This window comes from Neobacillus solisequens (assembly GCF_051233465.1).
In the GTDB taxonomy this organism is placed as follows: domain Bacteria; phylum Bacillota; class Bacilli; order Bacillales; family Cytobacillaceae; genus Neobacillus.
In genome coordinates this window covers 1-13,322 of the sequence record NZ_JBKFGJ010000018.1, presented here as the reverse complement: position 1 = coordinate 13,322, position 13,322 = coordinate 1, and the positions used below count along the sequence as shown (strand labels likewise).

Below are 13,322 nucleotides of genomic sequence, written 5' to 3'. Positions count from 1 at the left end.
AAAAAACATCTATGAGGGGAAAACGGAGAATGATGACTTGGGAAGTATTAAGTATGATTGGAACGATTGCCTTCGCGGTCAGCGGTGCGATCGTTGCGATGGAAGAAGAATATGATATTTTAGGGGTATATATTCTGGGTATAGTAACTGCTTTTGGTGGCGGAGCAATTCGGAACCTGTTAATCGGTGTACCAGTTTCCGCTCTATGGGAACAAGGTTTATTTTTTCAAATTGCGCTATTATCGATCACTGCTGTTTATTTATTTCCAACAAACATGCTGCGGCATTGGCAAAAATGGGGGAATCTCTTCGATGCCATCGGGTTATCAGCCTTTGCCATTCAAGGCGCTATGTATGCAGCAAATATGCACCATCCGTTAAGTGCAGTCCTTGTTGCAGCTGTGTTAACTGGAAGTGGCGGGGGGATTATTCGCGATTTATTAGCTGGAAGGAAGCCGAGTGTATTGCGATCTGAAATATATGCCGTTTGGGCCATTCTTGCCGGTCTGGTCATCGGACTAAAAGTAGCCGATCGGACCTGGGAATTATACACGTTGTTCATCATCATTACAGGGCTGCGCATACTATCCTATACATTTAAATGGAAATTGCCAACTCGCCGAATAGAAACCAATTTATAGTAGCAAAATAGCAAAATCGACGGAACCCTTAGCTCCGTCGATTTTTTTAATCTTCATCAAACACTAAATCATTACTTCTTATCGTCATTAATTCGTGTCGATCATAAGTGTTTATCATCAGGAGTCGCATAGCCTGGGTCCTGATCGATTTTTCAATGACATTCCTGACATAACGGCCATTCGAAAAACTGGTGGGACTTAGGACGGCTTTGACCCAATTCAAGTGATCTTTCAGTTTTTTCTCGGCTTCATGGCTTAAGGCGTACTCTCGTTCCACTAACATTTTACCCCCAATTTCCATCAATTGATCAATGTTGTAATCGGGAAAATCTATGACCAGCGGGAAACGGGAATGCAAGCCCGGATTGAGGGTAAGAAAATAGTCCATTTCCCGTGAATACCCTGCAAGAATTAGGATAAATTCATGCTGTTTATCCTCCATATGTTTGACGAGTGTGTCGATCGCCTCTTTACCGAAATCCTTCTCCCCACCTCGCCCCAAAGAGTAGGCCTCATCGATAAAAAGGATTCCACCTTGTGCCTTCTTTACTAGATCCCTTGTCTTTTGAGCGGTGTGGCCAATGTATTCTCCTACAAGGTCAGCCCTTTCGGCTTCGATGAGATGTCCTTTGGAAAGGACATTCATTTTTTGAAACAATTTGCCAATCAACCTGGCAACTGTTGTTTTTCCAGTGCCGGGATTTCCTTTAAACATCATGTGAAGCGCCTGTTTTCGGGCCTTCAGCCCCAATTCTTCCCGCTTTTTATTTACATAGATCCAAGCATAAATTTCTTTTATTGTCTTTTTCATTTCATCCATGCCAACCAAAGCACCTAGCTCCGCTTCAATTTCCTTCAAAGCCGCATGCTCAGGGGGAATAACCTTTGGAGCAACTTGAAAGTCAGGTAACCCTTTTGTTATTGTTTTTCTTTTTTGAGAATTAAGTACAACCCTAATTCGACCGTTACTTTTCGCGTTATTTGGTTGATCCAAAGCTTTCACCTCTCAATCTGCAACAAGATCATCCTGGTCTTTTTTCGAAAAATGACGGATGGCATAATCCTTCTATGATATGTTTATTCATCGAAAATCCGTTTCATTAAAAAAGATTTTTTACAAAATAAAAAAGAGCCCGAATACACGGGCCCAATTCTTTATTAGATTATTGATTTTCCAAATCAAGATGCACATTTCGCTGCGGAGCAAACGTAGAAATGGCATGCTTATACACCAATTGTTGTTTCCCCTCGCACTCAAAAAGTACTGTAAAATTATCAAAGCCTTTAATTTGACCTCTTAATTGAAATCCGTTCAATAGGAAGACCGTCACGTTCGTGTTGTCCTTGCGGCATTGGTTTAAAAATTGGTCCTGAATATTAATTGATGTTTTCATGGTAAATATCCTCCTCTTTTGTCTCTACTAATATGTATTCGATTTTACTCCAAGCTTTCCTTCAACATAATGTGAAATTTCCTCTATTTTTTTCGAGAAATTATTCACATCAGTCATGTCAAACCATTGTACCTCCATTTTGTTCCGAAACCAAGTTAATTGCCTTTTGGCATACCGGCGGGAGTTTTGCTTTAAATTTTCAATGGCTTGATCTAAGGAAATGCTACCATCCAGATAGTCATAAATTTCCTTATATCCAATCGCCTGAATGGATTGACAGTCACGCAAGCCTTGTAGATATAACCCCTCAACCTCTTTTAATAAACCCTCCTGCATCATGATATCCACGCGCTGGTTAATCCTTTCGTACAGCTTCTCTCGGTCCATAGTTAATCCAAGCATAGCTGTCTGATATAAAAGGTCGGGTTGCTGGGTATTTTGAAATTCCTGCTTGGTCTTTCCTGTCAGGTAAAATATTTCAAGTGCTCGGATCACCCTTCTGATATTATTTGGATGAATATCAGCGGCACTTTCCTTGTCAACCTTCATTAATTCTTGATATAACGCTTCATTACCTATTTCCTTGGCTTTTTCTTCAAGCTCCTTGCGCAAATTTTCATCACCGGGAACATCCGAAAATTGATAATCGTAAATAACGGACTGAATGTACAAACCTGTTCCACCGACAATAATCGGAAGTTTACCTTTTTTGCCAATCCCCTTTATCTTGTCACGAACCAGCTGTTGAAATTCAGCAACGGAAAAATTTTCATGTGGCTCTCGAATATCAAGTAAATGATGCGGGATGTCTTCCATTTCTTCCGACTTGATTTTTGCGGTCCCAATATCCATGCCACGGTAAATCTGCATGGAATCTCCACTAATAATTTCACCATTATACCGTTTTGCCAGTTCAATGCTTAGCTTTGTTTTACCAACGGCGGTTGGCCCAATGATGACCAATAGCTTTTGTTTTGACTCCAATCTTTTCACACTGCCTTTCATTTCATATCGTACCATAAATTTAAAAAGCAGTTGAACATCAAACAAGTATATACAAAAAAATTTGTTTCTATGCTTGTTTAACAGGAAAAATTTTCTTAGTTGATTACAAATAAATAACGGTTCATTTACAAACGCTTTTTCACCCCCACATTCATGTTAGTCTTTTTCGTAGTTTATTTTGTAAAATTTCGTAGTTTATTTTGTAAAAATAAAGGGAATTAGGTGAAAATATGTTGTCAACTTATGATATTGGAATTGATTTAGGTACTGCAAATACATTGGTTTATAGCAAAAACAAAGGGATTGCCCTCAACGAGCCATCCGTTGTCGCCGTGGATACGGATACGAAGAAAATTGTCGCTGTGGGTCAGGAAGCAAAAGATATGATTGGGAAGACACCTGAAAAAATTGTTGCCCTACGGCCATTAAAAGAAGGCGTGATTGCCGATTTCGACATCACTTCAGATATGCTGAAGCACATGATTCGCAAGGCTTCTAAACGGATAGGGTTTGGGGTCAGAAAGCCAAATGTCGTGGTAAGTATCCCTTCTGGTTCAACTAGTGTAGAGCGTAGGGCGATAGAGGATGCTGTTCGGAATGCCGGGGCTAAGAAAATTTCATTGATTGAAGAACCTGTAGCAGCTGCGATTGGAGCCGGCCTTCCCGTCGATGAGCCGGTGGCCAATGTCGTGGTCGATTTCGGCGGTGGTAATACGGAAGTGGCCATTATTTCTTATGGTGGGGTAGTTGCCTGCCATTCTCTTAAAATTGGTGGGGATCGGTTGGATGATGACATTATTCAATATGTCCGCAAAAAGTATAATGTGTTAATCGGTGAGAGAACGGCTGAATTCATCAAGATGGAAATAGGGTATGCCCCGATTGAGCATCAGGAGCTGTTCCTTGATGTCCGTGGCCGTGACCTGGTTACTGGGTTGCCAAAGACTATTACTCTATCTTCCTTTGAAATTCGTGGTGCTTTAAAAGAGTCATTGTTGCACATTTTAGAGTCTGCCCGTGCGACTTTGGAGGATTGTCCTGCTGAACTTAGTGGCGACATTGTAGACCGGGGTGTGATTTTATCTGGTGGCGGTGCGCTATTGAAAGGTATGGTGGAATGGCTGAGTCAGGAAATCTTTGTTCCAGTTCAGTTAGCGCCAAGTCCTCTTGAATCGGTGGCTGTTGGTACTGGGAAGGCTTTGCAGTATATGGGGAAGCTTGAAGGTGCTGCGAAGTAAGGGCTATTGGCGATTGGATTTTGTTTTGATCGGGGTCTCGGTCGCCTGGGGCCTTACTGGCGACTGATGTTTTGGTTTCTTTACTAAATTTTGAGCTGCTAAACTGACGCCTTATCTGACCGGTTTTCCGATAAATATTGATTTACAGGCTGATAGATTTGTCCTATATGACTAGTTTTGATTTTAACAATCCTGTTCAGGAACGTAGTGGTAGGCTACGTTCCCTGTTTTTTGGTTTTAGCTCTTGTTCGGGAATGTAGAAGCTGGCTACGTTCCCGGATTTTGATTTTTAGCCCTTGTTCGGGAATATAGAAGCTGGCTACGTTCCCGGATTTTGATTTTTAGACCTTGTCCGGGAATGTAGAAGCTGGCTACGTTCCCGAATTTTAATTTTTAGCCCTTGTTCGGGAATGTAGAAGCTGGCTACGTTCCCGAATTTTAATTTTTAGCCCTTGTTCGGGAATATAGAAGCTGGCTACGTTCCCGGATTTTGATTTTTAACCCTAGTTCAGGAATGTAGAAGCAGACTACGTTCCCGGATTTTGATTTTTAGACCTTGTTCAGGAACGTAGATATCCTAATAACGACCTTCTTTTCAATTTTTTTAGTGAACTGACAACTTAAGAATTAGTAGAGAATCTTAAATGTTTTTCACCAAGAACAGTAATGTTTATATTCCATCTTGGATGCATGACCAAGTTGTTATTTTCATCAAATTCAATAGCAATATGAATATCATCATCACCTTCAGTAAGAATCGCCACTCTTTTATTTTCTATGTCTATGTACGGCTTTAAATCTCCTGTTAATTCAATTTGCCAGTCAAAAAAGTGCATATATTTTACCTCCAATCTCACTGGGACTTAATCGAGATTACCTCCCCCTTTTCATCAAAAGCATGCTTAAAATTAAACGCAAAAGGAGTCGGGCCATTTTGAATATAATACCGGTATCTATTAAAAGCTTCCTTCCAGGAAACATCTCCTACTTTATCGGTCCACCATACAACATAGGAAAGATGTTTCTCTTGATAAGTCGCCATCCATTTGCTCCTATCCCGCAATGCCTGCTTATGAAGACCTGAATACGTAAAATTATATAAGGATTGAAGATCTTTCCATACGGTTAGAGTGAGTACAGGGAAACCGCCTTCCCTAGTGACCTCTTCAGGAAAAGGGACCCTATCTGGTGAAAAAATCTCTAGTAGTTGTCCTGATTTAGCGGCTTGACGAACAATCTCCTCTCCCACTTCAAAAAAGTCCTTTGAAGCAGGGTGATGATAGGGGTGACTTAGGCTACCAACTGTATAGATTGAAACATAACTCATAATCATTCCTCCATCTCTAGTGTTCACCTATTTATATTCAAATAAGATAGGGTTTCATACCTAATAGATACTTAGCTAAATAAAAAGGATATTTGCTCAAATACCGAACAAATATCCTTTGAAGGCCCTACATCACCCGCTTAAACATCTTCTCCATCTCATACACAGAATAGTGCACAATAATCGGTCTGCCGTGCGGGCAGGTAAATGGATCGGATGCCCTTCGTAAATCATCGAGTAATGTTTGGATTTCATCATTACGCAAATGGCGGTTTGCTTTTATCGATGCTTTACAGCTCATCATAATCGCCGCTTCCTCGCGTAGCTTTTTAATATCCACTTTTTTCATGGATAATAGCTGTTCAATCATTTCTTCAATGATTTCCTTCTCTTCACCCTTTGGCAGCCATTGAGGATGAGATCGTACCACGAAGCTGTTTAAGCCAAACTCTTCCAGAAATACACCGACTTTTTCCAGTTCATCCTTGTATTCCATAATTTTTAAATAGTCATCGGTGGAATACTCAAACGTTAATGGCATCAGCATTTCCTGGAGCTCCGGTTCTACGCGACCGACTTTTTCCCGGAAATACTCATATTTCAACCTTTCCTGGGCGGCGTGTTGGTCAATGATATATAGTCCATTTTCATTTTGGGCAAAAATATAAGTCCCGTGCATTTGCCCGATTGGGTACATACGGGGTACCCTGCTTTCTGTTTTAGGCTCTTCAACGGGTTTGACTTCCTCCTCCACGACCGGTTCCACTCTGTTAGAAAAACCAGCAAACGGGTCAACGGATGTCCAAGTATCCTCCGCTTCCACCTTTTCGGGAAAGTTTTCACGGATTGTGATCGGAGCAGTCCAAGGCCTTTCAACCTCAACAGGTTTAATTGTCTCTTCTTCCTCGAATTTTTGGGAAGTGCTTGTTCCCTCATCCAATACTAGAGTAGTTTGCTCTGTCTTCGGTGTTTCTTTTTTCACATGCGTATAAGCCGTTGGAATCAGCACTTTTGATTTAAAGGTATCTTTAATCGTTGTGGTGACAAGCTCGTTCAGTTCCGCTTCCTTACTAAAACGGACTTCCATTTTCGATGGATGGACGTTCACATCTACCAAGAGCGGATCCATTTCAATATTTAAATAAACTATCGGGAATCTGCCAATCGGCAGCAAAGTGTGATACCCTTCCTGAATCGCTTTTGCCAATGAGTAATTTTTAATGAAACGGCCGTTGATCATGGTCGAAATATAGTTGCGAGATGCCCTAGTCACTTCCGGCATCGAAGCAAATCCACTAATCTTGTAATCAAGCGAACTTCCCGAAATCGGAACAAGCTGCTTAGCAATGCTCATTCCGTAGATTGATGCAAGTACTTGCCTCACATCACCGTTCCCGTTTGTCTGCAATAGCTTCCGTTCATTATGAATCAACCGAAATGCCACTTCAGGATGTGAAAGAGCTAACCGGTTCACCACATCGGTGATATTCCCGAGCTCAGTATGAATCGTCTTCATGTATTTTAAGCGGGCAGGAGTATTAAAAAATAAATCGGTTATGACGATATCGGTACCGCGTCTGCTCGGTGCCTTTTCAAAAATATCTACTTTACCGCCTTCAATGACTATCCGATTTCCAGCACCTTCTCCAGTCGAAGTTGACATTTCCAATCTGGACACTGAGGCAATACTTGGCAATGCCTCACCGCGGAATCCAAGTGTACGAATACGGAACAAGTCATTTTCATCTTTGATCTTGGAAGTGGCATGTCGTTGGAATGCGATTAACACATCATCTTCTTCAATTCCGGCGCCATTGTCGGTAATGCGGATTTTCGCAAGACCTGCTTCCTCTACCTCGATTTCAATCACCGTACTGCCGGCATCAATCGAATTTTCCACAAGTTCTTTGACAACAGAGGCGGGGCGTTCGACTACTTCTCCCGCCGCTATTTTATTGGATAAAGCATCATTTAATTGAATGATCTTCCCCATGTATTCCGCCTCCTTTTATTCCCCTAACCTTTTAACTTTTTTTGCAGTTCATAAAGCATATTGATCGCTTGCAGTGGCGTTACATCCAGCAAATCAAGCTCTTTGATTTTCTCGAGAACCTTTTTCTCTTTTGATGAATGCTCGTGCTTCTTCGGTTCCTTTGGCTCGTCAAAAAAGGACAGCTGAGATGGTTGTTCCGAAACAGCCGCGACTTCTTTGACAATGGTTTGAACTTGGACAGAAGACGGTTGTTCAAGTGTTGCTAAAATCTCATTAGCACGATTAATGAGTTCCATAGGCAGCTCTGCAAGTTGAGCTACATGAATTCCGTAACTCTTATCAGCCGGTCCTTCTTTGATTTTATGAAGGAAAACGACCTTGCCGTTATGTTCAATTGCACTGACGTGAATATTGTTTAACTTGTTTAGTTCTTCTTCCAAAACGGTTAACTCATGGTAGTGGGTTGAAAATAAGGTTTTCGCACCAATACGGTTATGAATATATTCAATAATCGCCTGAGCAAGAGCCATACCGTCATACGTCGAGGTTCCGCGGCCAATTTCATCAAATAAAATTAAACTATTTTGAGTCGCATTGGCAATCGCATTTTTCGCTTCCAGCATCTCAACCATGAACGTACTTTGGCCAGAAATTAAATCGTCAGCTGCACCAATTCTCGTAAACACTTGGTCAAAAATAGGCAGGACAGCCTCTGTTGCCGGAACATAGCAGCCGATTTGTGCCAAAATTGCCGTTAAAGCAATTTGACGCATGTACGTACTTTTACCAGACATGTTTGGTCCTGTGATTAATAGGATTTCACGATCGCTATCCATTATACAGTCGTTTGGTACGTATTCCTGCGCGTTCAATACTTTTTCAACAACAGGATGACGGCCTTCTTTTACGATAATTTGTCGTTCAGAAGAGAAAAGCGGCTTCACATAGCGGCGTTCCTCACTCACTTGGGCAAAGCATTGCAGCACATCCAACTCACTGACAGTTTTGGCTAGTGCCTGAAGACGCGGAATGTATTCTTTCACGATCTCACGGATTTCCGTGAATAACTCGTATTCCAATTCGCCGATTTTTTCTTCTGCTTGTAAAATTAATGCTTCCTTTTCCTTCAAATCTGGAGTAATAAAGCGCTCAGCATTAGTTAATGTTTGTTTTCGCTCATACTGACCTTCTTGAAGTAGGTGCAAATTGGCTCTAGTCACTTCGATATAGTAACCAAACACCCGGTTGTAACCTACCTTCAACGATTTAATTCCAGTTTTTTCGCGCTCTTGCCTCTCGAGTTGAGCAATCCAGGTCTTCCCGTTCCGGCTTGCATCCCGATATTGATCCAATTGTTCATTGTATCCATCACGAATGATATTGCCTTCTTTTAAGGAAAGCGGCGGGTTTTCAACAATCGCCTGCTCCAATAGATCGGTTACCTCTTCACATGGATCCAATAAATCCACTAACTCCGTCATCTTATCACCCTGGATACTGTGGAGAATTTGTTTTAATAACGGAATTTGCAATAATGACCGCTTGAGCTGGACTAAATCACGAGCATTTACATTCCCAAATGCAACCCTTCCTGCTAAACGTTCCAAATCGTACACTTCAGTCAGTTTTTCCCGAAGATCCTGCCGTTCAAAATAATGATTCATAAAAATCTCAACTAGACTATGACGGTGTTCGATTTCTTCACGATTTATTAACGGCCTGTCAATCCAATATTTCAGCATTCTGCCGCCCATTGCCGTCTTCGTTTCATCTAAAAGCCATAATAATGAACCCTTTTTGCCTTTTGAACGAATGGTTTCCGTCAGTTCCAAATTGCGCTTCGAATAATAATCTATTTTCATAAATTGTTGAATTTGATAGGTAGAAACCGGCTGTAAATGGTCCAAACTGCGTTTTTGGGAGCGGAATAAATAATGGAAAAGTCTTGCTGCAGTCTGCTTTAATTTTTCCTGATTAATTCCCTCTAAAAGATGTGCAAAATTCAATTCTATTGAACTATGATCCTCAAAGGAAATCGTCAAAACTTCGCGTTCCCTCATTTTCCTCTGCAGTTCTGCATCAAAATGGCTTGCAACCACCACTTCTTTTGCACTTAATACTGCAAGTTCATTTAAAACTTCATCAAAATGAGAAGAGAGCAATGTAACCCTGCTTTCCCCTGTAGAAATATCGTTATAAGCAAGACCAAAGGTTTTATCTTCAAATTCAGTTACAGAGGCGATATAATTATTTTCTTTATCAGCTAACCCCTTGCCTTCCATCATCGTTCCTGGGGTGATGAGTTGGACCACTTCCCTGCGGACAACCCCTTTTGCCTGTTTTGGATCTTCTGTTTGTTCGCAAATAGCCACCTTGTAGCCCTTCGAAACAAGCGTTTCTATATATCCTGCTGCCGAGTGAAAAGGAACACCGCACATGGGGATGCGATTTTCCATTCCGCCTTCACGGCTAGTCAGGGTGATTTCTAATTCTTGAGATGCTTTAATGGCATCCTCGAAGAACATTTCATAAAAATCTCCTAGGCGAAAAAATAAAAAGGCATCCTGATATTCTGCCTTGACTTGTATATATTGTTGCATCATCGGAGTATAAGTTGACATATTTTCCTCCATTACCTATTACTTTCGAGTAGCTTCGACAAACTATTATATCACAAATTTATATGACTTTATTAGGCAGAATAAACCACTTTCAACGCGATAATTGTCTAAATCTTCTGTATTAATTAAACTGTATTTAAATGGTAATATTAATAGGGAGGTGGTGATATTTTGGACTGGTTTGGCCGCAGTAATAAAAACTTTGATTTTGAGATGTTTTCGATGAGCCATCTTGCCATTATTGGAATCCTCGTACTAGGTTTAGTGGTTATTTATCTAATGAAGGAACAATTGAAAGATGAAAAGTGGAGGAAAGCAGAATTAGGGATTGCCATTTCCCTAATTACCATTGAAATTATTTATCATGTTTGGATGATTATAAATGGCAGTTGGAATGTCAGCCATGCCATCCCTTTAGAATTATGTAGCATCAGCTTAATTCTTACCATCCTTTTATTACTGACAAGAAAAAAAGTAATCTATGAAATTCTTCTGTTTACAGCTTTATTAGGGGCATCCCAAGCAATCATAACGCCAGCACTAAAATATGATTTTCCGCATTTTCGCTACTTCCATTTTTTTTATACCCATCTCATGTCGATTTGGGTGCCGTTATATTTCACATGGGTAAAAGGCTATCGTCCGACGATATGGTCAGTGATGAAACTGTTTGTTTTTTTAAATGGGTTAATGCCTATTATTATGGTAATTAATAAACTGGTTGGCGGCAATTATATGTTTTTAAGTCATAAGCCAGGAAGTGCCAGTTTATTGGATCTTCTCGGACCTTATCCTTGGTACATTTTATCGATGGAAGGCTTGCTCATTATGTTAAGTCTGATCGTATGGCTGATCTTAAGAGAAAAGTCAGATGTGATTCATAAATATCCTTTTAAAAGAACTTATCATTGACCTTTTTCAGTTAACTTATTATAATTATAAACGTTCCTTATTATTAAGTCCTAGTAGCTCAGTAGGATAGAGCAACAGTTTCCTAAACTGTAGGTCGGAGGTTCGAATCCTCTCTGGGACGTACTAGAAACCCTGATATATCAAGGGTTTCTTTTTTTATTTCTATGTTAAAACCATCCATTTTAATTTAATTGGGGTCGAATTGGGGCAGGATTATTTTAAACGCCATTTCCAACCGGCTTTAACACTTCCAAAATTAGTGGAGGGTATTTGACAAATTAGAAATGTCGCTAATTGCTGTATGTTTTTTGAATGTAAATAAGGCTTAACATACAAATTATGCATAAAACCTTGTATATTAAGCCTTTATTACCCTTTATTAAATACATATGCTTATTCAATTATAGCAACAGTTAGCTGAATAAGGATCCAGAATTATCGATATAAAAATGGAACCAACTAAGCCCTACAAATGTAGGAGATGAACAGATACCCTCGAACTTCACCTGACCTTTATCGTATATATTAGGACCCATTACACTAATTTCTCGTCCAAGTTGGTTAACTAATTGAAGTACATAAAACACTGCCTTATCTGGTTCTTCAATTAGTAATTTGGTTTCACAAACAAGTTCGTACTTCGATTTATCCTTCCAATATGGCTCCAATTTTACCGTGTTTATTTCTCCAATTACTTTAGATAATCTGTTTATTACTTTTTGTGCCTTTCCTTTTGAGGTGACATCGATGAATATCCGCCAATATATTGTTTCAAACATATAATTACTCCCTTTAAGCACTTTTATTAGTTGTTTTTTGGGGAATGCCATCTTGAAGAATCGCACCCCTTTAGTTTAAGTAAAAAAACATCACAATCTTTTCTTCTTCTTAAAAAGTTCTCCTAAAATGAGTTGGGACGTTACAAAAAGCCCCCTTTCTTATTCAAGAAAAGCGCCCGATTGTTGAAGTTCGATATTAAACTAAAGCACCCGTTACTTTAAGTGAAATGATTCACAATCCATAACCTTAATCTTTTATAAAACATCTAAATTCATTTGGTATTTTAGGATTAGAAATAAATAACTTTTTTTTATAATAATCAAAGTCCTTAAAGTATATTTCGTTTCTAACATTTGAAGTTGACCAATTAATTTCGTTTAACTTATTACCCTTAACTTCTAAATAATCTTTAAAATCTTCGTCATTTTCAATCACTTGTAAAACATCTATTTTCACACCATAGTTAACTATATTCTTTAAAATATTTACGTCATACCCTAATTGATTAGTGAAAAAACCGATAATAGTACCGATTTGAGCATCTTCCTCAGCTATAAATGTAAAGAACTCTAACAAATCTTTTTCATTCATAAAGTAACCTCCTACATCACTATTTTAACAAAATAGCGAGATATTCATCTTGAAGTAACCTGCCCCAATGCGATCCTTCGTTATTGAAGAATTGCCCCCGTTTGTTTAAGTGCAAAATTTCACAAACGTATTTTTAAATTAGAATCGAATGTACTTATTTTATTAGATTTTCATAGAGTAACCATTTCGTTAATAACAAAAAATAAGGATTATCCGATTAACGATTCTTTTTTCTTTTCGCCATTACAACCAACACCAAACTCATAATAAAAAAAATACTAAAAAATAAAGCGGAACCTATTGCAAATTTATCTGATAGATTTTCATAGCCTGAGTTAGTTAAAAAATAGGCAATAACAATAAAAAATATACCAATAGCTAGGAATAAAAACACTATGAATCCAAATACTCTTCTTCTAGTTGAAACTTTATTTTTCCCCTGTTTAAGTGCCATTAATGCCAATACAAAACCCATTGTTGCGCCAATTAATCCGCCTAATGTCTTTAATAAAAGTGGTACATTATATATCAAACAAACTATTTAGACCCTCTCCTTACTATATCAGATGCTCGACCTGCCTAACTGAATCCATTCTAGACCTTTCAATAAAAAAGCTTTTAATCCTGAACGCTAAATTTGGTACTACATCAATTAATAGAAGGTTCTTTTCCAAAATTTCCATCGGCTTTGTTCAACTAAACTCCCTCAATAAACAAAGTGAAAACTCGCGTTTTCTCCAGTATTCTCAGTATTTTATAGATTGTAATTTTAGAGTTTAAGCTCGATACTATGGTTGGATTTATCTCGTAAGGATAAATT

13 protein-coding genes and 1 tRNA gene are annotated in these 13,322 nt (G+C 39.1%); 4 read left to right on the top strand and 10 right to left on the bottom strand.

All coding sequences use genetic code 11. From position 1 onward, the window contains the following. The first annotated feature begins 32 nt into the window (after positions 1–32). A complete protein-coding gene (locus ACI3K6_RS16705) occupies positions 33–641 on the top strand; it encodes a trimeric intracellular cation channel family protein (protein WP_435555876.1) in 609 nt (202 codons plus the stop codon). 46 nt (positions 642–687) lie between these two features. Here the strand turns inward: ACI3K6_RS16705 and spoVK are convergent, their stop codons facing one another. From spoVK to miaA, 3 genes are all read right to left on the bottom strand, one after another. Next, positions 688–1,635, bottom strand: coding sequence for a stage V sporulation protein K (gene spoVK, locus ACI3K6_RS16700; RefSeq protein ID WP_435555719.1), 948 nt, complete (start codon positions 1,633–1,635; stop codon positions 688–690). Between the two features lie 169 nt (positions 1,636–1,804). Next, complete coding sequence (gene hfq, locus ACI3K6_RS16695; protein WP_335481044.1) at positions 1,805–2,035, bottom strand: RNA chaperone Hfq; 231 nt, start codon at positions 2,033–2,035, stop codon at positions 1,805–1,807. A gap of 27 nt (positions 2,036–2,062) precedes the next feature. Further along, positions 2,063–3,019 (bottom strand): tRNA (adenosine(37)-N6)-dimethylallyltransferase MiaA, encoded by a 957-nt coding sequence (gene miaA / locus ACI3K6_RS16690; protein WP_435555718.1) that lies wholly within the window; start codon positions 3,017–3,019, stop codon positions 2,063–2,065. 251 nt (positions 3,020–3,270) lie between these two features. On the opposite strand from miaA, the gene mreBH reads away from it, so the two are divergent. Beyond that, entirely contained in the window at positions 3,271–4,278 is a 1,008-nt protein-coding gene (gene mreBH / locus ACI3K6_RS16685; RefSeq protein WP_335481041.1) for a rod-share determining protein MreBH, read from the top strand. A gap of 620 nt (positions 4,279–4,898) precedes the next feature. Here the strand turns inward: mreBH and ACI3K6_RS16680 are convergent. The 4 genes from ACI3K6_RS16680 to mutS form a co-directional block, all read right to left on the bottom strand. Beyond that, entirely contained in the window at positions 4,899–5,114 is a 216-nt protein-coding gene (locus ACI3K6_RS16680; protein WP_435555717.1) for a hypothetical protein, read from the bottom strand. 17 nt (positions 5,115–5,131) lie between these two features. Then, positions 5,132–5,605 carry a DUF3291 domain-containing protein gene (locus ACI3K6_RS16675; protein ID WP_435555716.1) on the bottom strand — a complete coding sequence of 158 codons (474 nt, stop codon included), beginning with the start codon at positions 5,603–5,605 and terminating at the stop codon, positions 5,132–5,134. Positions 5,606–5,732: 127 nt separating this feature from the next. Then, positions 5,733–7,598, bottom strand: a complete 1,866-nt coding sequence (gene mutL / locus ACI3K6_RS16670; protein WP_435555715.1) for a DNA mismatch repair endonuclease MutL — start codon at positions 7,596–7,598, stop codon at positions 5,733–5,735. A 23-nt stretch (positions 7,599–7,621) separates the two neighbouring features. Next, on the bottom strand, positions 7,622–10,219 hold the full coding sequence (mutS, locus tag ACI3K6_RS16665; protein WP_435555714.1) for a DNA mismatch repair protein MutS: 2,598 nt from the start codon (positions 10,217–10,219) through the stop codon (positions 7,622–7,624). Positions 10,220–10,390: 171 nt separating this feature from the next. Between mutS and ACI3K6_RS16660 the strand changes: the two genes are divergently transcribed. Both ACI3K6_RS16660 and ACI3K6_RS16655 read left to right on the top strand, forming a co-directional pair. Then, positions 10,391–11,131 (top strand): YwaF family protein, encoded by a 741-nt coding sequence (locus ACI3K6_RS16660; RefSeq protein WP_435555713.1) that lies wholly within the window; start codon positions 10,391–10,393, stop codon positions 11,129–11,131. Positions 11,132–11,178: 47 nt separating this feature from the next. Beyond that, positions 11,179–11,252 (top strand) — tRNA-Arg (locus ACI3K6_RS16655). A 292-nt stretch (positions 11,253–11,544) separates the two neighbouring features. On the opposite strand, the gene ACI3K6_RS16650 is transcribed toward ACI3K6_RS16655, so the two are convergent. From ACI3K6_RS16650 to ACI3K6_RS16640, 3 genes are all read right to left on the bottom strand, one after another. Further along, a complete protein-coding gene (locus tag ACI3K6_RS16650; RefSeq protein WP_335481395.1) occupies positions 11,545–11,910 on the bottom strand; it encodes a hypothetical protein in 366 nt (121 codons plus the stop codon). Positions 11,911–12,157: 247 nt separating this feature from the next. Further along, complete coding sequence (locus ACI3K6_RS16645) at positions 12,158–12,502, bottom strand: hypothetical protein (protein WP_435555712.1); 345 nt, start codon at positions 12,500–12,502, stop codon at positions 12,158–12,160. A 217-nt stretch (positions 12,503–12,719) separates the two neighbouring features. Continuing rightward, on the bottom strand, positions 12,720–13,034 hold the full coding sequence (locus tag ACI3K6_RS16640; protein WP_435555711.1) for a hypothetical protein: 315 nt from the start codon (positions 13,032–13,034) through the stop codon (positions 12,720–12,722). Positions 13,035–13,322 lie beyond the last annotated feature (288 nt).

Coding starts and splice junctions, on each gene's coding strand:
- ACI3K6_RS16705 (WP_435555876.1), top strand. CDS start 33: ATGACTTGGGAAGTATTAAGTATGATTGGAACGATTGCCTTCGCGGTC.
- hfq (WP_335481044.1), bottom strand. CDS start 2,035: ATGAAAACATCAATTAATATTCAGGACCAATTTTTAAACCAATGCCGC.
- mreBH (WP_335481041.1), top strand. CDS start 3,271: ATGTTGTCAACTTATGATATTGGAATTGATTTAGGTACTGCAAATACA.
- ACI3K6_RS16680 (WP_435555717.1), bottom strand. CDS start 5,114: ATGCACTTTTTTGACTGGCAAATTGAATTAACAGGAGATTTAAAGCCG.
- ACI3K6_RS16675 (WP_435555716.1), bottom strand. CDS start 5,605: ATGAGTTATGTTTCAATCTATACAGTTGGTAGCCTAAGTCACCCCTAT.
- mutL (WP_435555715.1), bottom strand. CDS start 7,598: ATGGGGAAGATCATTCAATTAAATGATGCTTTATCCAATAAAATAGCG.
- mutS (WP_435555714.1), bottom strand. CDS start 10,219: ATGTCAACTTATACTCCGATGATGCAACAATATATACAAGTCAAGGCA.
- ACI3K6_RS16650 (WP_335481395.1), bottom strand. CDS start 11,910: ATGTTTGAAACAATATATTGGCGGATATTCATCGATGTCACCTCAAAA.
- ACI3K6_RS16645 (WP_435555712.1), bottom strand. CDS start 12,502: ATGAATGAAAAAGATTTGTTAGAGTTCTTTACATTTATAGCTGAGGAA.